The sequence below is a fragment of the Stenotrophomonas acidaminiphila genome, from assembly GCF_014109845.1.
Lineage (GTDB): Bacteria > Pseudomonadota > Gammaproteobacteria > Xanthomonadales > Xanthomonadaceae > Stenotrophomonas > Stenotrophomonas acidaminiphila.
Window position 1 is genome coordinate 3,296,517 of sequence record NZ_CP043567.1, and the last position, 17,713, is coordinate 3,314,229.

The 17,713-nt window shown below is 68.6% G+C and carries 19 protein-coding genes, 1 pseudogene and 1 riboswitch; of the genes and pseudogenes, 15 read left to right on the plus strand and 5 right to left on the minus strand.

Translation table 11 applies throughout. The features are described from left to right. Positions 1-51: 51 nt before the first annotated feature. From F0P95_RS15040 to F0P95_RS15075, 8 genes and pseudogenes are all read left to right on the plus strand, one after another. Entirely contained in the window at positions 52-2,049 is a 1,998-nt protein-coding gene (locus tag F0P95_RS15040) for a M2 family metallopeptidase (protein ID WP_182334900.1), read from the plus strand. A 106-nt stretch (positions 2,050-2,155) separates the two neighbouring features. Continuing rightward, positions 2,156-2,563: a hypothetical protein gene (locus F0P95_RS15045; protein ID WP_182334901.1), complete on the plus strand. Its 408-nt coding sequence runs from the start codon at positions 2,156-2,158 to the stop codon at positions 2,561-2,563. Between the two features lie 84 nt (positions 2,564-2,647). Beyond that, positions 2,648-2,863 (plus strand): annotated as a pseudogene (locus tag F0P95_RS17845) (RDD family protein); the annotation flags it as partial. A 94-nt stretch (positions 2,864-2,957) separates the two neighbouring features. Next, the gene (locus F0P95_RS15055; RefSeq protein WP_182334903.1) at positions 2,958-3,722 is read left to right on the plus strand and encodes an SAM-dependent methyltransferase; all 765 of its coding nucleotides are present in this window, start codon (positions 2,958-2,960) and stop codon (positions 3,720-3,722) included. A gap of 253 nt (positions 3,723-3,975) precedes the next feature. Further along, complete coding sequence (locus tag F0P95_RS15060) at positions 3,976-4,443, plus strand: hypothetical protein (RefSeq protein WP_182334904.1); 468 nt, start codon at positions 3,976-3,978, stop codon at positions 4,441-4,443. A 136-nt stretch (positions 4,444-4,579) separates the two neighbouring features. Then, positions 4,580-5,137, plus strand: coding sequence for a dihydrofolate reductase family protein (locus tag F0P95_RS15065; protein WP_182334905.1), 558 nt, complete (start codon positions 4,580-4,582; stop codon positions 5,135-5,137). 667 nt (positions 5,138-5,804) lie between these two features. After that, complete coding sequence (locus F0P95_RS15070) at positions 5,805-6,383, plus strand: hypothetical protein (protein ID WP_182334906.1); 579 nt, start codon at positions 5,805-5,807, stop codon at positions 6,381-6,383. Positions 6,384-6,616: 233 nt separating this feature from the next. Beyond that, complete coding sequence (locus F0P95_RS15075; protein WP_182334907.1) at positions 6,617-6,982, plus strand: hypothetical protein; 366 nt, start codon at positions 6,617-6,619, stop codon at positions 6,980-6,982. Positions 6,983-7,186: 204 nt separating this feature from the next. Here F0P95_RS15075 and F0P95_RS15080 read toward each other — a convergent pair whose 3' ends face one another. After that, positions 7,187-7,603, minus strand: coding sequence for a hypothetical protein (locus F0P95_RS15080; RefSeq protein ID WP_054667001.1), 417 nt, complete (start codon positions 7,601-7,603; stop codon positions 7,187-7,189). Between the two features lie 83 nt (positions 7,604-7,686). Beyond that, positions 7,687-8,910, minus strand: a complete 1,224-nt coding sequence (locus F0P95_RS15085) for a multidrug effflux MFS transporter (protein ID WP_182334908.1) — start codon at positions 8,908-8,910, stop codon at positions 7,687-7,689. A 280-nt stretch (positions 8,911-9,190) separates the two neighbouring features. Beyond that, positions 9,191-9,299, plus strand: a riboswitch (glycine riboswitch). A gap of 105 nt (positions 9,300-9,404) precedes the next feature. Here F0P95_RS15085 and gcvP point away from each other — a divergent pair. The 3 genes from gcvP (at position 9,405) to F0P95_RS15100 (ending at position 13,133) form a co-directional block, all read left to right on the plus strand. Next, positions 9,405-12,290 (plus strand): aminomethyl-transferring glycine dehydrogenase, encoded by a 2,886-nt coding sequence (gene gcvP, locus F0P95_RS15090; protein ID WP_182334909.1) that lies wholly within the window; start codon positions 9,405-9,407, stop codon positions 12,288-12,290. 183 nt (positions 12,291-12,473) lie between these two features. Continuing rightward, positions 12,474-12,695 carry an AbrB/MazE/SpoVT family DNA-binding domain-containing protein gene (locus F0P95_RS15095; protein WP_054667007.1) on the plus strand — a complete coding sequence of 74 codons (222 nt, stop codon included), beginning with the start codon at positions 12,474-12,476 and terminating at the stop codon, positions 12,693-12,695. 9 nt (positions 12,696-12,704) lie between these two features. Beyond that, positions 12,705-13,133, plus strand: coding sequence for a type II toxin-antitoxin system death-on-curing family toxin (locus tag F0P95_RS15100; protein WP_182334910.1), 429 nt, complete (start codon positions 12,705-12,707; stop codon positions 13,131-13,133). 29 nt (positions 13,134-13,162) lie between these two features. On the opposite strand, the gene F0P95_RS15105 is transcribed toward F0P95_RS15100, so the two are convergent. Beyond that, positions 13,163-13,888 carry an AraC family transcriptional regulator gene (locus tag F0P95_RS15105; RefSeq protein ID WP_413975087.1) on the minus strand — a complete coding sequence of 242 codons (726 nt, stop codon included), beginning with the start codon at positions 13,886-13,888 and terminating at the stop codon, positions 13,163-13,165. A gap of 158 nt (positions 13,889-14,046) precedes the next feature. On the opposite strand from F0P95_RS15105, the gene F0P95_RS15110 reads away from it, so the two are divergent. Continuing rightward, complete coding sequence (locus F0P95_RS15110) at positions 14,047-14,238, plus strand: hypothetical protein (protein WP_182334911.1); 192 nt, start codon at positions 14,047-14,049, stop codon at positions 14,236-14,238. An 85-nt stretch (positions 14,239-14,323) separates the two neighbouring features. Here F0P95_RS15110 and F0P95_RS15115 read toward each other — a convergent pair whose 3' ends face one another. After that, entirely contained in the window at positions 14,324-15,115 is a 792-nt protein-coding gene (locus F0P95_RS15115; RefSeq protein WP_182334912.1) for a hypothetical protein, read from the minus strand. Between the two features lie 166 nt (positions 15,116-15,281). Here F0P95_RS15115 and F0P95_RS15120 point away from each other — a divergent pair, with 166 nt between their 5' ends. The 3 genes from F0P95_RS15120 to F0P95_RS15130 are packed head-to-tail and all read left to right on the plus strand — an operon-like array spanning position 15,282 to position 16,912. Then, positions 15,282-15,782, plus strand: a complete 501-nt coding sequence (locus F0P95_RS15120; RefSeq protein WP_182334913.1) for a MarR family winged helix-turn-helix transcriptional regulator — start codon at positions 15,282-15,284, stop codon at positions 15,780-15,782. Beyond that, positions 15,779-16,561 (plus strand): DNA alkylation repair protein, encoded by a 783-nt coding sequence (locus tag F0P95_RS15125; protein ID WP_182334914.1) that lies wholly within the window; start codon positions 15,779-15,781, stop codon positions 16,559-16,561. The genes F0P95_RS15120 and F0P95_RS15125 overlap by 4 nt, the downstream gene beginning before the upstream one ends. Before the next feature lie 12 nt (positions 16,562-16,573). Next, positions 16,574-16,912, plus strand: coding sequence for a DUF6616 family protein (locus tag F0P95_RS15130; RefSeq protein ID WP_182334915.1), 339 nt, complete (start codon positions 16,574-16,576; stop codon positions 16,910-16,912). A gap of 53 nt (positions 16,913-16,965) precedes the next feature. On the opposite strand, the gene F0P95_RS15135 is transcribed toward F0P95_RS15130, so the two are convergent. Further along, positions 16,966-17,592 carry an XAC0095 family protein gene (locus tag F0P95_RS15135; protein ID WP_182334916.1) on the minus strand — a complete coding sequence of 209 codons (627 nt, stop codon included), beginning with the start codon at positions 17,590-17,592 and terminating at the stop codon, positions 16,966-16,968. Positions 17,593-17,713: the final 121 nt, after the last annotated feature.

A 17,713-nucleotide genomic window follows, 5' to 3' on the forward strand; every position in this document is an offset into this window, starting at 1 on the left:
GACCGCCGCGGCCCTCTAGCCTTCGCCGATCGAACACCATCGGGGAATCGCGTGAAACAACGTCATCTGCTGTTGGCCCTTGCCGTGAGCGCCAGCGTGCTGTCGCTGGCCGCCTGCAAGAAGGAAGCCGCCACCGACACCGCCGCGCCGGCGGCACAGGCCGCGCCGGCCGAGAGCGCCGACCAGTTCGTCGCCCGGATCAACGCCGAGTTCAAGGCGATGTACCCGGAAATGACCTCGGCGCAGTGGCTGTCCTCCACCTACATCAACGACGATTCCGCGCGCGTGGCGGCCAAGGCCAACGAGCGCTGGCTGACCACGCTCAATGGCTGGATCGAACAGGCCGGCAAGTACGAAGGCCAGCCGATGAGCGAGGACACCAGGCGTGCCCTGCACCTGCTCAAGCTGATGACCGCCATGCCGGCCCCGCGCGACCCGGCCAAGCTGGCCGAGCTGGCCGCCATCGCCACCAAGCTGGAGGGCGACTACGGCGCCGGTACCTACTGCACCGGTGAAGGCGACCAGCAGAACTGCCGCCAGCTCGGCGAACTGGAACAGGTACTGGCGCGCTCGCACGACTACGACAAGCAGCTCGACGCCTGGCAGGGCTGGCACTCCACCGCCGTGGCCTCGCGCAAGCCGTACCAGCGCTTCGTCGAGCTGGTCAACGAGGGCGCGCGCGAGCTGGGCTACGCCGATGCCGGGCAGATGTGGCGCAGCGGCTACGACATGCCGGCCGAACAGGTCGGCCCGGAAACCGACCGCCTGTGGCAGCAGGTCAAGCCGCTGTACGAACAGCTGCACTGCTACACCCGCGCCAAGCTGGACAAGGAATACGGCAAGGACAAGGCCGAAGTCGGCGGCGGCCTGATCGCCGCGCACCTGACCGGCAACATGTGGCAGCAGGACTGGAGCAACCTGTGGGACCAGCTGCAGCCCTACCCCGGCGCCGGCAGCCTGGACATCACCGCCGCGCTCGAGAAGCAGCACCAGGGCAACCTGAGCGCGGCCCTGGCCAAGGCCGGCGCCAATGCCGACGTCGCCGCCCGCTTCAAGGCCCAGCGCGAGGCCGAACTGGCCACCGCCAGGCAGATGACCGAGCGCGCGCAGGACTTCTACGTGTCCCTGGGCATGCCCAAGCTGCCGCCGAGCTACTGGCAGAACACCCAGTTCATCAAGCCGCTGGACCGCAACGTGGTCTGCCACGCCAGCGCCTGGGACATGAACATGGGCGGCGACGGCAAGGACGTCGGCGCGGACGTGCGCACCAAGATGTGCATCACGCCCACCGAAGAGAACTTCACCACCATCTACCACGAGCTGGGCCACATCTATTACGACCTGGCCTACAACCCGCTGCCGCCGCTGTTCCAGGGCGGCGCCAACGACGGCTTCCACGAGGCCATCGGCGACACCATCGTGCTGGCGATGACCCCGCAGTACCTGAACTCCATCGGCCTGGTCGACAAGCCGCAGGAAAGCCGCGAGGCCACCATCAACGCGCAGATGCGCATGGCCCTGAGCGGCGTGTCGTTCCTGCCGTTCGGGCTGATGATCGACCGCTGGCGCTGGGGCGTGTTCGACGGCTCGATCAAGCCCGAGCAGTACAACCAGAAGTGGTGGGAACTGAAGGCCCAGTACCAGGGCGTGGCCCCGGCCGGCGCACGCGGCGAGGAGTTCTTCGACGCCGGCGCCAAGTACCACGTGCCGGGCAACACCCCGTACCTGCGCTACTTCCTGGCGCGCATCCTGCAGTACCAGTTCTACAAGGGCCTGTGCGACGCCGCCGGTTACACCGGCCCGCTCAACCAGTGCACCTTCTATGGCAACAAGGAAGCCGGCCAGAAGTACTGGGCCATGCTCAGCAAGGGCGCCAGCCAGCCGTGGCAGGCCACGCTCAAGGAACTGACCGGCACCGACAAGCTCGACGCCGCACCGATGCTGGAGTACTTCGCCCCGCTGCAGGAATGGCTCAAGCAGCAGAACGAAGGCCAGATGTGCGGCTGGCAGGCCGGTCCCGCGCAGCCGGTGAAGCCGGCCGCGCCGTAACCCCGGTTCCGGTTCAGGCATCCACACGAAGGGCGCCGGCAAGGCGCCCTTCGTTCGCATCCCCATGCATGCAGCGCATGCCAACGCGACGCTCCCGCAGACGCCCATGACCGACTTACCCGCAAGCGGACCACCCGAACTGCCCCGCGCCCAGGCCGCGCCCGGACTGTCCAGGGACACCGTGTGGCTGCTCACCGGCCTGATCGCCAGCGTGCTGGCCGCCGTGGCCATCACCGTGATCGGCAGGGTGGTCTACCCGCAGTTCGCCGACACCTTCACCGCCTTCACCCTGCGCGGCACCGACCTGCCACTACCGACCCGGCTGGCCATGCGCTTCTACCCCGCCATCTGGCTCGCCCCGGCGCTGGTGTTCCTTATCCGGCTGGGCTGGCCGGGCAAGGCCAGCCGCGCGATCGCAGCGGGCGTATTCGGGCTGCTCACCCTGTTCGCTGGCGTACCGCTGGCTCTGGTTTCGGCCTACCTGCCGATGATCCAGCTGATGTCGGCGTTGTAGGCACGTCCCGCGGCACACGACGCAGCAACCAGCTCGGCCTGGTCATCTGTGGCATTTGTGCTTCTGTAGGTCCTCTACTACCTCGCATTGGAGTCCATCTTCGGACGCACACTTGGAAAAGTACTCTTGGGCACGAGGGTGGTGACCGAATCCGGCACCACACCGCCGTTATCTGCGGTCCTTGTCCGAACACTTTCCCGCCTGATACCCCTTGAGCCCGTATCTTTTACACTCGCCGACACCTGGTGGCATGACTCGCTCAGCAAGACCAAGGTGTTGCGCGTCCGACGAGCAGGCTAGCAGCCCATCCAGGCCGAAGCCGCCTCGTGGCTGGGCCTGATTCAGGCCACTCACCTCTTACCCGATTTTTCGCAATCTTCAGGAAGTCTCCGACTTGGACATCCCGCGATTCTTCAACATCACGGAAAGTGCGCACCGAATCCACAATCCGTTCACGCCAGACAAGTTCGCAACGCTTGGCGAGGCACTGCGCCTGAAGTCCGGAGACCGCGTGCTTGATCTTGGTTGCGGTTCGGGCGAGATGCTATGCACCTGGGCACGCGACCACGACATCGTCGGCACCGGCATCGACATGAGTTCGTTGTTCACCGCACACGCCAGACAGCGTGCCGAAGAACTCGGCGTCACCCATCAGGTCAATTTCATCCACGACGATGCAAGCGGCTACATCGCTGACGAGAAAGCGGATGTGGCGGCTTGTGTCGGTGCCACCTGGATCGGCGGAGGCGTCGCTGGCACCATCGAGCTTCTGGCCAGGAGCCTGCGTACCGGCGGAGTCATCCTGATTGGCGAGCCTTACTGGCGGCAGTTGCCGCCAACAGAAGATATCGCCAGGAAATGTCTTGCCAGTTCAATCTCCGACTTCCTCATTCTTCCCGAGCTTCTCGCATCCTTCGGCAAGCTTGGTTACGACGTCGTTGAGATGGTTCTGGCCAATCAGGATGGCTGGGACAGATACGAGGCCGCCAAGTGGCTTACGATGCGCCGATGGCTGGAGAACAACCCCGGCGATGAACTGGCGGATGAAATCCGCTCCAAGCTCAGTACAGAGCCTGGGCGCCACGCCGCCTACACGCGCGAGTATCTGGGCTGGGGCGTATTTGCGCTCATGCCAGGAATCAGCCCCGGGAAGACCTGACAATGCGTTGAAGCAGAGGCTGCCTCGCGGCCCAGCTCAATCCCGACGCCAGGGCTCATATGGAAAAGCTCGCCATCTCCGTTCTGTGGCTCACCCCTGGCGCTTCCCGCCATCGTGTTCCTGCCATTCCGTCCCCGCTCCCGCTTGCATGGCTTCTTCACCGCCTTGATCGCCGTTGCAACGGGCTGGTCATTCAATCTGGCATAGGCCATGGCTGCCCAAGCGATCACTGCCAATGAAGCGCCGGACACCAATGGAGCTGCCCGTAACGGACAGCATTTTGGCGGACGATTGGAACTGGGCACTGGCCCGATCAGATCCGCGGCCAAGCCGTTCATTCACGCCGGTGCGCATGGAACGCGCCGGCATGGTTCACACATCAGGCTCCACAGGGGAAATCATGCGCAACTCACTACTCGTCCTGGCGTTGCTCTGCTCATCGTGCGCTTCCACCGGCCTCGAGCGCACCTCGTCACATGCTCCCATCGGCCAGGAGGGAACCTCCATCCAGACCGCCGTCCCCATCAAAGCCACGAACAGCGCGGAGGGGGTTGCCGCCGAGTACGCCTGGATTGCCCGTAAGCATCCCGGCTTCAAGCGGGAGAGCCAGTCACTCCTGCTGGAAGGTAAAAGGGCCTACGACCTGATCGAGATCACCACGGCCGACGGCAAGCGCATGGCCTACTACTTCGACGTCACATCCTTCTTCGGAAAATGGTGAGACGCCTGCCGGCGCAGCCGCCCCCCCCCAGCCTGATCCAGGCACAAGGCGACGCGGGCGCGCGCATCACCGCTCGTGCCCGCCCCCTGGAGCCGGGTGGATAGCAACGCATCGCGCATCTCCAACGGAGGGCACCATGGGACTTCTGACCTTCAGCATCAACGTCACCCTGGACGGCTGCATCGATCACCGCGAGGGCGTCGTCGACGACGAGACCCATGCCTTTTTCACCCGCCTCATGGACGAGAGCGGCGCGATGCTGTGGGGCCGTGTCACCTACGAGATGATGGAAAGCCACTGGCCGGCAGTCGCCCGTGGCGACATGGAGGCGCCCGCGTCGATGCGCGAATGGGCGGTCAAACTGGACGCCAAACCGAAATACGTGGTGTCGACGACGCGGAAGGCGTTTCCCTGGGCGAACAGCCACCTCATCGCCGGCGATCTGCGCGCGGGCGTGCAGCGGCTCAAGGACGCGACACCGGGCGGGGTGCTGCTCGGCAGCGGCAAGCTGGCGACCGAGCTGGACCGGCTGGATCTGATCGACGAATACAGGTTCCTGGTCCACCCCAGGATCGTTGGCCATGGCCCTGCCCTGTACGGCAGCGGGTTGCCCCGTACACGACGGCTGGAGCTGGTCGCTGCGCAGCCCATGCGCTGCGGTGCGGTGGCCGTGCACTACCGGCGTGCGCCCTGAGCCTGCCCCTGGCGCTGTCGACCGGGCATTTCGAGCCGACTCCGCCTTGCCGCAACACTCGATCCGGGCGCCTTGCCCCCGATCCGGTCACGCGTCGTCTTGCCACGGCCCTGAGCGCGGGCCGAGTTCGTCCGCACCTTCCCGGCAGGATTCCATCGACCAGGGCGCAGATGATCCAGGACTGCGCGCGGGGATCAGGTGCCCGGGCAAATCGCGGCGAGCCTGGCAGTCCACTCACGCCGGCACCGCTTCGCGGCGCGGCCCAGTCCAGACGACAGGCCCTGCATGCGGCATCTGCGGGTAGCGATCGCTGGCTTCCCGACGCTGCGGCTCCTGCATGCGTCGTTTCGCCTGTACCGGATCATTGCCGCAGAGAGGCCGGGGTGGATCCCGGTCGGGCAGCCATCGGCACGGGTTGATGCGGGCCTCCCGCGGATCCTTCCGGCCAAGGCCCGGTTCCAGGGGTGAAGGTCGCCTGCAGCTCCAGGCCCGCCCGCTCACCACGCACTCTGCCGCACGCCATGCACGCCACATGCGCTTGGCTCTGCCCCTCGGCGCAGCGGCGTTCTACATGGCGGTATTCGCCAGTTCGTGAATCGGGCCCGATAATTCACCCCAGCCGCCCAACCCGTGGGCCGGCCCGTCCCGGATACCCGAGCCTGCAACCATGCTTCGCCCCCTGCATCCGGCATTACTCGTGGCCATCAAGGTACTTCTATCGGCCCTTGTGGCATGGGCACTGGCGTATCCGTTCCTCCAGCCCGAACCCGTGGGCCTGGCGAAAGAGCTTTCCGTGCTTGGCGTATACGGCGCCCTGTTCCTCGGCCTCGTCTTCCTGGCGTTGGTGGCGGCGTACGCGAATGATCTACGCCGGGTGCTGGCGCGTGTTTCCGCCGGCAACAGGACGGCGACGCCCCGCTCTGTCTGGTGGATGCTGGTACTTCCCTACAACTTCGTCGAGGACTTCTTCATCATCCATGCCGTCACCACGTCATTGCGACGCGAAGCGCAATGCCGCGGCGGGCTGGGGCAGATGAAATCGTTTGGTGCCCGCACCGGGTTCGGCTGGTGCGCGGCGCAGATCGGCTCCTTGATTCCCAATGACGTCGGCTCCCTGTTCGCCCTGCTGGCGCTGGTCATGTGGGTGATCCACTGGAGACTGATCCGCAAGGCACTGGCGGCGCTGCGTACGTCCCGGCCCGGTGCGCAACCAGCCGGCGCCGGCATGCCTTCGGGCCCCGCCTGATTGCGGCCCTGCGGCGTACCGCGGTTCGGGCCTGGCGACCGCGGACGGTGGCGGTACGATCAGCTACCGCATCCGGACGGAACAGGCCCAGGCTCATGTGCGCACGGCACCGGAAGCCCTCGCTCCCGCCGTCGCAGTTCCTGGCAGCGGTCAGCGGCGTCCTCCGGGCGCCGCCCATTCCCGATGACGATGGCGGTCTGCGCGCGGGCGCTCTGTTCGAAGAGCCGGCGCGAATGGGCGGCCTGCTTTTCGATGCATCGTCCGTGTCGTGCGACGCCGACGAGTCCGATGCCATTTTTCCGGATGATGTCGAGTTCCATCACGGCGCGGATGGCCTGTCCGTAGGCGGGCAGGTGCGGAAAAACACCCATCGACCGGCCGCCTCATGCCCGGCGGATCGCGGCATCACCCACACGGTCGTTCCCGGCACCCTGCGCACTTGCCCCATCCAGGACTACGGCGCCATGCAGGGCGGGAAACACCGGTTCGACGAGCGTGGCGTGGCTGCCAGCACGCTGGCGCAGTTCGTCAGCGTGTGGCATCTGCACGATGGGATGGCGTCTCGCCCGTGTTTTCGGCTTCGACCATCACGCCGCTGACGCTTCGCGGTGGGGCTGCAGCGCCTGCCATCCGGGCAATCGTCGACGCCCGTTCCCCAGGCCACAACGCGCTCTGCGTCGGGCACCGCGGATGCCGGCATGCCATCGTGCGGCACGCGCCGAGGCCCTGCCCGATCCATCACACGTATGTAAACAACAAGGGCGCCACGCGGCGCCCTTGTCCGTTCACTGCGCATCAGGAACTCAATGCGTGGCCGCGGCGTCCTTCGCGCCGAGGCCAAGTTCCGTGGCCAGGTTGCGCTTCCAGGTGTCGAAGTCGATGCCCTGCTCCGCCGCTTCGGCGTGCGCGGCGTCCTTCAGCGCATCGGAGTACATCAGCCGCACCGGGGTGCCGCTGCGCTCGTGCAGCTCGGCGGCCTGCATGATCAGCGCCAGCACGCGGGCGGCGCTGGGGGTCTCACCGGCGATCTTGCCGTCCATGCCCAGCACCCACTCGCCATCGCGGCGCACGATGCCGGCCAGCAGCGTGCGCTGCTGGTCGCGCAGTTCGGCATGCGGTTCCACCGCGGGCTTCGGCGCCGGGTTGGCCGCGGCCTGGTTGCGCTCGCGCTCGGCCAGCTTCTTCTTCGCCTCGCGGCGGCCCTTGGAGTGGATGGACATGGTTGCAGCTTCCGGTGGCGGCCATGCTGGCCGGTAAGGGGGAGAGTGACGCAGGCGGGGTGATGCGGGAAGGGATGCCTGGCCTAGATGTGCATGTGCGGGCCGGCCAGGTAACGCTCGCGGCGGTGTTCCCAGTACCAGAACGCGAAGCCCAGCAGCATGAAACCGGCCATGCCCAGCGCCAGGTGCAGCGGCTTGCCGCTGAGCAGCGGCGACACCACGCCGGCCACCACGGTGCTGATCATCAGCTGCACGAAGGCCTGCAGCGACGAGGCCAGGCCGCGCTGCTGCGGGTACATGTCCAGCACCGCCAGCGCCAGCACCGGGAAGATCAGCGCCATGCCCAGCCCGCCAAGGAAGATGGGCAGCACCGCCCACGGCAGCTGCAACTGCGCCACCGAGGCCGCATAGGCGATGTTCAACACCGCCGACAGCGCACAGCAGGCGAAGCCGATGCTGATCTGCCGCACCGGCGGCGTGCGCCCGGCCATGCGCCCGGACAGGAACGCGCCGGTGGTCATGCCACCGATGGTGGGAATGAACAGCCACGCAAAGCCGCCTTCGCCCAGGCGCAGGTGCTGCATCACGAACACCGGCGCCGAGGCGATGTACAGGAAGATGCCGCCGAAGTTGATGCTGCCGGCCAAAGCCAGGCGCAGGAAACGCGGGTTGAAGCCGATGCGCAGGTAATCGCGCAGCAGGCCGCGCGGGGACAGCGCGGTGCGTGCCGCCGGCGGGTGCGTTTCCGGCAGCCAGCGCGCGGTGGTGGCGACCAGCAGCAGCGAGAACACCACCAGGAACCAGAAGATCAGCGGCCAGTCGCCGCCGCCGAGCAGGATCCAGCCGCCGATGATGGGGGCGATGGCCGGGGCGATGCCGAAGATCATCGACACCTGGCTCATCAGCCGCTGCGCGTCGGGGCCGTGGTAGAGGTCGCGGATCACCGCGCGGCCGACGATCATGCCGACGCCGGCGGAAACGCCCTGCAGCGCGCGGAACACCAGCAGCGTGCCCAGGTGGGTGGACAGCGCGCAGCCGACCGAAGCGGCGGCGAACAGCACCAACCCGCCGAGGATCACCCGCTTGCGCCCCCAGGCATCGGACAGCGGGCCGTGCGCCAGGCTCATCAGGCCGTAGAACAGCAGGTAGACGCTGATGGTCTGCTGCACCGCCACCTCGTCCACCGCCAGCTCCCGCGCCAGCAGCGGGAACGCCGGGAAGATGGTGTCGATGGAAAACGGCCCGAACATGGACAACCCGGCGAGCAGCAGGGCCAGGCGGCGGGTGGACGGCGAAGCGGTGGTCATGGCGTATCCGGCGGGGCGTGCGCGGCGACGCACGACGGGCGCCGGCCCTGTGCGGGCGGCGCCTGGGAAAAACGGGAAGCCGTGCATGATAGGCCCGTGGCGGCGGCGGCGCCATGCAGGCGGGCACCCGGGCGGCCGCGGGAGCGCGGCCCGTTCAGCCTGGCGGCCACGCCGGTGGCCCGGGGCAACGGCTATAATCGGCGCGCTACACGGTGGGAGAAGCGGTTCATCGCTGCCGAAGGCGCAAACGCCCGCAATCGCTCAGGCCCGATACCACCTGCGTCAAAACTCTGGAGAGACCGGTTCAATCCGGCGCCGAAGGTGCACGAGGCGCGCGACCCGCAGGTCGTGCCTTCCAAACTCTCAGGCAAAAGGACAGAGGGGCACGAGGCGAGCCACCGGCTTGCCGGCCGTGGTGCCGCGTGCGCGGAACCGCCGCCGGAAGGCATGGGCTCGCCGACCCAGCCCCGCACGCCACCCTCCGGACGTCCGTCATGCCCCAGAACACGCCTTCGCTGCGCGAACTCGAACACGCCTCCGCCTTCGTCGACCGCCATATCGGCCCCAACGATGCCGAAATCGCGCAGATGCTGCGCGTGGTCGGCCATGACTCGCTCGACGCGCTGACCGACGCCATCGTCCCCGCCGCGATCAAGTCGCCCGCCCCGCTGGCCCTGCCCGAGTCGCTGACCGAAGTGCAGGCACTGGCCAGGATCCGCGCCATCGCCAGCAGGAACAAGGTGCTGCGCAGCTTCATCGGCCAGGGCTATTACGGCACCCATACGCCGAACGTGATCCTGCGCAACATCCTCGAGAACCCGGCCTGGTACACCGCCTACACCCCGTACCAGGCGGAAATCTCGCAGGGCCGCATGGAAGCGCTGATCAACTTCCAGCAGATGGTCGCCGACCTGACCGGTATGGAGATCGCCAACGCCTCGCTGCTGGACGAAGCCACCGCCGCGGCCGAAGCCATGACCCTGGCCAAGCGTTCGGCCAAGTCCAAGTCCGACGTGTTCTTCGTGCACGACGCGGTGCACCCGCAGACCCTGGAGCTGCTGCGCACCCGCGCCGAGCCGATGGGCATCACCCTGCGCGTGGGCACCCCGGCCGAGGCGCTGGACGCCGACTGCTTCGGCGTGCTGCTGCAGTACCCGGACACCTTCGGCCACATCGGCGACCACAAGGCGCTGGTCGAGGCCGTGCATGCCCGCCAGGGCCTGGTGGCGGTGGCCACCGACCTGCTGGCGCTGACCCTCATCACCGCCCCCGGCGAATGGGGCGCGGACATCGTGGTCGGCAACAGCCAGCGCTTCGGCGTGCCGTTCGGCTTCGGTGGCCCGCACGCCGCGTTCATGGCCTGCCGCGACGCCTACAAGCGCTCGATGCCGGGCCGCCTGATCGGCGTGTCGGTCGACGCCGAAGGCAAGCCGGCCTACCGCCTGACCCTGCAGACCCGCGAGCAGCACATCCGCCGCGAGAAGGCCACCTCCAACATCTGCACCGCGCAGGTGCTGCTGGCGGTGATGGCCTCCATGTACGCCGTCTACCACGGCCCGGAAGGGCTGACCCGCATCGCCCGCCGCACCCACCGCCTGGCCGCCATCCTGGCCGCGGCGCTGCGCGGCAACGGCGTGGACGTGGGCGAGCACTTCTTCGACACCCTGCACGTGCGCAACGTCGATGCCGCCGCGCTGCAGGCCCAGGCCGTGGCCGCGGGCATCAACCTGCGCGTGATCGACAGCGAGGCGGTGGGCATCAGCCTGGACGAAACCGCCACCCGCGAGGACATCGTCGCGCTGGGCGCGCTGTTCGGCGCCAGCGTCGACGTGGACGCGCTGGACGCGGCCACCGCCGACGCGCTGCCGGCCGCCCTGGTGCGCCGGTCCGCGTTCCTGACCCACCCGGTGTTCAACACCCACCACAGCGAGCACGAACTGCTGCGCTACCTGCGCTCGCTGGCCGACAAGGACCTGGCGATGGACCGCACGATGATCCCGCTGGGCTCGTGCACCATGAAGCTCAACGCCACCGCCGAGATGATCCCGGTGACCTGGCCGGAGTTCGCCAACATCCACCCGCTGGCCCCGGCCGACCAGGCCCAGGGCTACAAGGAACTGATCGACGGGCTGGAAGCGATGCTGGTGGAATGCACCGGCTACGACGCGGTGAGCCTGCAGCCGAACTCCGGCGCGCAGGGCGAATATGCCGGCCTGCTGGCGATCCGCGCCTACCACGCCTCGCGCGGCGAGAGCCACCGCGACATCTGCCTGATCCCGGATTCGGCGCACGGCACCAACCCGGCCTCGGCGCAGATGTGCGGCATGAAGGTGGTGGTCACCAAGACCGACGCCAACGGCAACGTCGACGTCGAGGACATCCGCGCCAACGCCGAGAAGTACAGCGACCGCCTGGCCGCGATCATGATGACCTACCCGTCCACGCACGGCGTGTTCGAGGAAGAGGTGGTGGAGATCTGCCAGATCATCCACCAGCACGGCGGCCAGGTGTACACCGACGGCGCCAACATGAACGCCCTGGTCGGCGTGGCCAAGCCCGGCAAGTGGGGCTCGGACGTATCGCACCTGAACCTGCACAAGACCTTCTGCATCCCGCACGGCGGCGGCGGCCCGGGCGTGGGCCCGTGCGCGGTCAAGTCGCACCTGGCGCCGTTCCTGCCGGGCGCGCTGGTCGCCGACGGCCTGCGCACCCAGGGCGTGGGCAACGGCGCCATGGTCTCGGCCGCCACCTTCGGCAGCGCCTCGATCCTGCCCATCAGCTGGATGTACATCGCGCTGATGGGCGCGGCCGGCCTGCGCAAGGCCACCCAGGTCGCGCTGCTCAACGCCAACTACATCGCCACGCGCCTGGCCCCGCACTACAAGACCCTGTACACCGGCCGCAACGGCCTGGTGGCGCACGAGTGCATCCTCGACGTGCGGCCGCTGGAAAAGACCTCCGGCATCGGCGCCGAGGACGTGGCCAAGCGCCTGATCGACTTCGGCTTCCACGCCCCGACCCTGAGCTTCCCGGTGGCCGGCACGCTGATGGTCGAGCCGACCGAGAGCGAGTCGCAGTACGAACTGGACCGCTTCATCGACGCGATGATCCAGATCCGCGCCGAGATCCAGGCGATCGAGGACGGCCGCCTGGACCGCGAGGACAACCCGCTCAAGCACGCCCCGCACACCGCCACCGCGGTGTCGGCCAGCCAGTGGACCCACGCCTACCCGCGCGAGCTGGCGGCGTTCCCGCTGGCCTCGCTCAAGCAGTCCAAGTACTGGCCGCCGGTGGCGCGCGTGGACAACGTCTACGGCGACAAGAACATCATGTGCGCCTGCATCCCGGTGGATGCCTACAAGGAAGACGTCGAGGCCTGACCGGGCAGCGATGCAAGGTAAAAGGTAAAAGGCAACGGCCCGCGCAAGCGGGCCGTTCGCTTTGCGTGCGTACTTCTGACGCGAGCATGCGGCGTACGCCTACGGCCGGCGCCTGCTGTGGCCCGCTTGTCCATCCGGCCACCCAGTGATAACGTTCGTTATAACAAACAACGAGCCCCTACCATGAAGCTCAAGATCACCAGCATCGGCAACTCGTCCGGCATCATCCTGCCCAAGGAACTGCTTGCGCGCCTGCGCCTGGAAAAAGGCGACGAGCTGCATGCGCTGGAAACGCCCGACGGCATCCGTCTGACCGTATTCGACCCGGAGCTTGCCGCGCAGATGGAGGTGGCCGAGGCGGTGATGCGCAAGCGCCGCACCCTGCTGCACAAGCTCGCGCAATAAGGAGCGGCCATGATTGTCTGGATCAGCCGCGCGCTCGCCCTGGCCGTCCACGACCGGCAACTGGCCGAGCACGGCGGCGCCAGCGGGGTGCGTGACGACAGCCTGCTCGACTCCGCGCTCGCGCGCCCGCAGCAACTGCACGCCTATGGCCAGCCACCGCCGGACCTGGCCGACCTTGCCGCCAGTCTGGCTTTCGGCCTGGCGCGCAACCACCCGTTCGTCGATGGCAACAAGCGGATGGCGGCCGTCGCCTGCGAAGTGTTCATCATGCTCAATGGCGGCGAGCTTGAAGCCGAAGACCTCGCGCTCTATCCGCTGTACCTGGGCCTGGCCGAAGGCTCCACCAGCGAAGCCGAGTTCGCCGCCTGGCTGCGCCCGCGCATCCGCATCGATGCCGGCGGCCACGTACAGGAACCGCGCGCAGGCTACCGCCGCTGAGCCGCGCCACGCGGCCCCGCCGCCGCCCTTTACTCCCGGGCGGCGGTCTCCTGCTGCCGCGCCGCGATCATCGCCCGGTACTGGCGCGGGGCCATGCCCACCTCGGCCTTGAACTTGCGGGTGAACGCGCTCTGGTCGGTAAAGCCGCAGGCCTGGCCGATGCTGGCCACGCTGTCCTGCCCGTGCAGCAGGTGCAGGGCGATCTGGATGCGCAGGCGCGTGAGCACCTGCTGCGGCGTCATCTGGAACACCTTGCGGAAACTGCGCTCCAGCTTGCTCAGCGAAAACCCGGTGATGTCCAGCAGGGTCTGCATGCGCACGTTTTCGGCGTAATGGGTGTTGAGGTAATCCAGCGCCAGCCGCAGCGGTTCGTACTGCGATTCCAGCCCGCCGCGCTGGCCCAGGTCGCGCGAGATGCCAACCAGCCCCACCACCCTGCCGTTCTCCACGATGGGCCGCTTGCAGGTCAGGCACCAGCCCGGCTGGCGGTTGGCGAACAGCTGCAGCTCCATCACGTTCTCGATCACCTCGCCGCCCAGCACGCGCGCGTCCTGGGCCACGTAGGCCTCGCTCATGCCCGCCGGGTACAGCTCGTCGGCGCGCTTGCCGATGACCTCGCCGCGCGACTTCACCCCCAGCCGCTGCATCATCGTCTTGTTGACGTGCGTGTAGCGGCCCTGCGCGTCCTTGGCGAAGAACAGCACGCTGGGAATGGCGTCGAACAGGGCTTCGATCTCGGCGGGGTCGATACGCATCAAGCGGGGGTCCGGCAGCGGTGCAGTAACCGCATTCTAGCCAAGCCCTCCGTCGCCGCCGGGCACGGGCCGGCATAACGCACCGGCAACGGCCGCTTCACCTTCTCCCCGCATTGCCCGGCCTATACCTGCAGGCCCACACCCACGGGAGTACCGCCATGACCCAGGGCGACAAATCCAGCTACACCGACAAGCAGAAGCGCCAGGCCGCGCACATCGAAAAGAGCGAAAAAGCCCGCGGTGCCAGCCCCCAAACCGCCGAGCGCATCGCCTGGGCCACGGTCAACAAGCACGATGGCGGTGGCAAGAAATCCGGCAGCGGGCGCAAACCGCACGACACAAGCCACTAAGCGCGCCAGCGCGGCGCCGGCACCCGGCAGGCACGCAACGGCCGGCGCGTGCTGGCCCTGCCACGCCGGCCGTGGCCGGCCCGGCTCAGCGCGTGGCGGGCGTCGCCGCCGGTGCCGCAGGCGGTGCCGCCACCGCGGCGCCGCGCGCTCTTCCGGGTACGGCCTGCACCTGGCGCACCGAGGTGATGGGCACGGCCTCGGCGCGCTGCTGCGCCGGCCACCACAGGTAGACAAAGGCGCTGCTGGTGCCCAGCAAGCGCGCCTGGCCGGGCTGCGGCGCCGCATCGCCCAGCATGTGCACGCGCACCGGCGTGCCGCGGCCCTTCTCGCGCACCAGTTCGCCCTTGGTCTGCATGTACACCGCCGAGCCCAACAGCATGAACAACGCCACCACCAGGCTCACCCCGGTGATGGGGTGGATGCCAATGCCGTCCCAGGTCATGATCCGCGCCTTCGGAAACGCCATGCGCGCCCACCAGCGCCGCCGGCGCAGGTCGGCCACGTAGTCCGGGTAACGGCGGCGCAGTGCCTCCGGCCAGCTCACCAGTACCGCCAGCAGCACGCCGATGGCGAAGATCAGCACACTGCCCGGGTCGCGCAGGCCCGCCACCAGGTAATCGCTGGCCTGCAGGTAATCGGCAATGCTGATGCCGAAGCCGTGGTAGAACCACGCGCTCGACCACAGCCCCAGGAAGCCCACCAGCACGTACGCCGCTGAAAACATCAGCGCCGGCTCGCGGCACCCGCGCCGCCACAGGTTCAGCACCCACGATTCATCGCCCGTGCCCACGTCGGGAATCGGCGACCAGTTCATCGGCGTGGCGGGCGGCGCGCCAGCCGGCGCCGCCTGTTTGTCGTCCTGCCCTGCGTGCGTCATGCACTCCCCCTTTCGCTGCCGCGAGCATCGCCGATTTGCCCCACCCGTGGGAAGCGACGCGGGCGGCACCCGCGGTGTGACACACCCGCCCCTGGCAAAACCACACTGGCGCGCGCCTATCCATGCGGATATAGTTAGCCACCTTATAATAAGCCGCACTACTTTCATGCTCGAACAGAAATACCTTGCCCTGCTGCAGGAAGCGCAGCGCCGGCAGCTGCCCGACGTGGAAGGCATCCAGCTGTGCTTCCGCACCCTGTCGCTGGCCACCGCGATCGACCGCGACTGCGCCGCGCTGCTGGCGCCGCACGGCCTGTCCGAAGGCCGCTTCGTGCTGCTGTTCCTGCTCGACGCGGTGCCGGACGGGCTGGCCCCCAACGCACTGGCCGAACAGGCCGGCATCACCCGCGCCACCGTTACCGGCCTGCTCGACGGGCTGGAGCGCGAAGGCCTGGCCGAGCGCCAGGCCGACGCCAGCGACCGCCGCGCCCTGCGGGTCACGCTCACCCGCAAGGGCAAGCGCGTGGCCAGAACCGTGTTCGAGCAGCACGGCCGCTGGATCGCCAGCCTGTTCGGCGGGCTGTCGGCCAGCGAACGCACGCAACTGGGCGCGCTGCTCGGCAAGGTCGCCACCCACCTCAGCGGTGGCGACGGCGCCGCCGCATGACCACTGCCGCACGCAAAGGCGCCAGCCGCGCCGCCGACATTCCCGCCCCGGTGCTGCAGGCACTGTCCCGCGGCGAACTGCCCAGCGCCACCCTCGCCGAAGCGCTCGCGCTGGACCAGGCCACCCTGCTGCGCACCGTGTTCCCCGGCCTGCCCCCGGCGGCGCTGGCGGCGCTGGCGGCCGCAGACACGGCCTGCACCCTGGGCATCCTCAAGCGCATGGACGCCATTGCCGCCGTGCTGCTCGCCCACCACGGCGCCGCTGCCATCGCCACCTGCCGCCTGCACGCCGCCGATACCGTGCGTGGATGGGCCTGCTTCATGATCGGCCGCCAGCCCGGGCTGGACCTGCCCACGCGGCTGCAGGCCATCCGCCCGCTGGCCGACGATCCGCACTTCGGCGTGCGCGAATGGGCATGGATGGCCGTGCGCCCGCACCTGGCCGCGGACCTGGATACGGCCATCGCCCACCTGGCGGCGTGGACCGACAGCCCGTCCGACCGCCTGCGCCGCTTCGCCTGCGAAGCCCTGCGCCCGCGCGGCGTGTGGTGCGCGCATATCGCCGCGCTCAAGCGCGAACCGGCGCGCATGCTGCCCATCCTCGCCCAGTTGCGCGCCGACCCCTCCACCTACGTGCAGGACTCGGTGGGCAACTGGCTCAACGACGCCGCCAAGGACCAGCCGGACTGGGTGCGCCAACACTGCGCCCAGTGGCAACGCGACACCCTCGGCGCCGCCACCGCCCGCATCTGCCAACGCGCCCTGCGCAACCTCGCCTGAAAGGAGCCCCGCATGCCCCACTACCTCGTGGAACTGTATACGCCCAACGCCGCCTGGACCGCCCTGCCCGCCGCACAGCGCCAGCAGTTCCTGGACGCCATCGGCGCCGCCATGGGCGGCCTGTCCAGCCACGGCATCGACGTGCTGGCGCTGGGCCCCACCGACCCCGGCATCGACCACGCCAGCGCCCACCGCTTCCTCGGCATCTGGCGTTTCCCCGACACGCAGGCGCGCGATGCCCTGCTCGCCGGCATCCACGCCAGCGGCTGGTACACCTACTTCGACCACATCAACGCCGCCAGCGACGAAGGCGGCTTCGCAACGCACCTGCAGCAACTGGCCGCGGCCTGAGCCCACGCCGGCGCATGGCCGTTGGCCGTGCGCCCCGCGCGTGCTGCGCCCCGTCAGTGCAGGGAATCGCCGTACGCCAGTTCCGCCTCCACCCGTGCCGGGTCCCGCGACACCCTTGCCGGCAGCGCACGCGGCACCGCATACACCGCCTGCGCCTCACCCACCCGCAAGGGGGCATCCGCACCGGCTGCCAGCCGCTGTGTTTCCACCGCATCCAGCACGCCGCGCATGGCCGCCGCCGCATCGCACACCGCACGCCCCATCGACGGCACCGTACCGCCCGCCCACCCGGCCGCATCGCCGGTGGCCAGCACATCGCCCTGCGCGGCCAGCGTGCGCACCAGGACATCCAGCGTATCCACCTGCGCCAGCGTGACGCCGAAGGCGTAGCCCTGCACCTGATCCGCCGCATCGCGCGCGGGCGCGCCCGCCTGCGCCGCACGCCGTGCGGGCCACGACACCTCATCCAGCACCAGGTCCACCTGGTCGCCCAGCAGCTCCAGGCAGAACGCCACCTCGGCCAGGCGCACCTCGCGTGCGGGCGAATCCGTCGCATCGTCCAGTGGCCGCATCAACCGCAGCAGGAACTTGATGTGGTCGCTCAGCCGCACCAGCCGCTGCTGGCTGTCTTCGGGCAGGTAGTAGCCCGGCCTGTCATCGTCCAACGTGTGCATCGCCATCGTTGCCGCCTCCTTCCATGAAGTGGCCGCCCGCCGCGAACGGCGGACGGGAAGTCGGGAGGCTAGAAACCGCACGAAGACGGCGGGCGTATTCCCCTTGCGGGTCTTGTATTAGCCGCCC

Excerpts from the sequence above, each read along its gene's own strand:
- F0P95_RS15110 (WP_182334911.1), top strand. The coding sequence starts at position 14,047 with ATGACCCAGGGCGACAAATCCAGCTACACCGACAAGCAGAAGCGCCAG.
- F0P95_RS15135 (WP_182334916.1), bottom strand. The coding sequence starts at position 17,592 with ATGGCGATGCACACGTTGGACGATGACAGGCCGGGCTACTACCTGCCC.
- F0P95_RS15045 (WP_182334901.1), top strand. The coding sequence starts at position 2,156 with ATGACCGACTTACCCGCAAGCGGACCACCCGAACTGCCCCGCGCCCAG.
- F0P95_RS15125 (WP_182334914.1), top strand. The coding sequence starts at position 15,779 with ATGACCACTGCCGCACGCAAAGGCGCCAGCCGCGCCGCCGACATTCCC.
- F0P95_RS15095 (WP_054667007.1), top strand. The coding sequence starts at position 12,474 with ATGAAGCTCAAGATCACCAGCATCGGCAACTCGTCCGGCATCATCCTG.
- F0P95_RS15085 (WP_182334908.1), bottom strand. The coding sequence starts at position 8,910 with ATGACCACCGCTTCGCCGTCCACCCGCCGCCTGGCCCTGCTGCTCGCC.
- F0P95_RS15060 (WP_182334904.1), top strand. The coding sequence starts at position 3,976 with ATGGAGCTGCCCGTAACGGACAGCATTTTGGCGGACGATTGGAACTGG.
- F0P95_RS15120 (WP_182334913.1), top strand. The coding sequence starts at position 15,282 with ATGCTCGAACAGAAATACCTTGCCCTGCTGCAGGAAGCGCAGCGCCGG.
- F0P95_RS15065 (WP_182334905.1), top strand. The coding sequence starts at position 4,580 with ATGGGACTTCTGACCTTCAGCATCAACGTCACCCTGGACGGCTGCATC.
- F0P95_RS15070 (WP_182334906.1), top strand. The coding sequence starts at position 5,805 with ATGCTTCGCCCCCTGCATCCGGCATTACTCGTGGCCATCAAGGTACTT.
- F0P95_RS15130 (WP_182334915.1), top strand. The coding sequence starts at position 16,574 with ATGCCCCACTACCTCGTGGAACTGTATACGCCCAACGCCGCCTGGACC.
- F0P95_RS15080 (WP_054667001.1), bottom strand. The coding sequence starts at position 7,603 with ATGTCCATCCACTCCAAGGGCCGCCGCGAGGCGAAGAAGAAGCTGGCC.
- F0P95_RS15100 (WP_182334910.1), top strand. The coding sequence starts at position 12,705 with ATGATTGTCTGGATCAGCCGCGCGCTCGCCCTGGCCGTCCACGACCGG.
- F0P95_RS15105 (WP_413975087.1), bottom strand. The coding sequence starts at position 13,888 with ATGCGTATCGACCCCGCCGAGATCGAAGCCCTGTTCGACGCCATTCCC.
- F0P95_RS15075 (WP_182334907.1), top strand. The coding sequence starts at position 6,617 with ATGGGCGGCCTGCTTTTCGATGCATCGTCCGTGTCGTGCGACGCCGAC.
- gcvP (WP_182334909.1), top strand. The coding sequence starts at position 9,405 with ATGCCCCAGAACACGCCTTCGCTGCGCGAACTCGAACACGCCTCCGCC.
- F0P95_RS15115 (WP_182334912.1), bottom strand. The coding sequence starts at position 15,115 with ATGACGCACGCAGGGCAGGACGACAAACAGGCGGCGCCGGCTGGCGCG.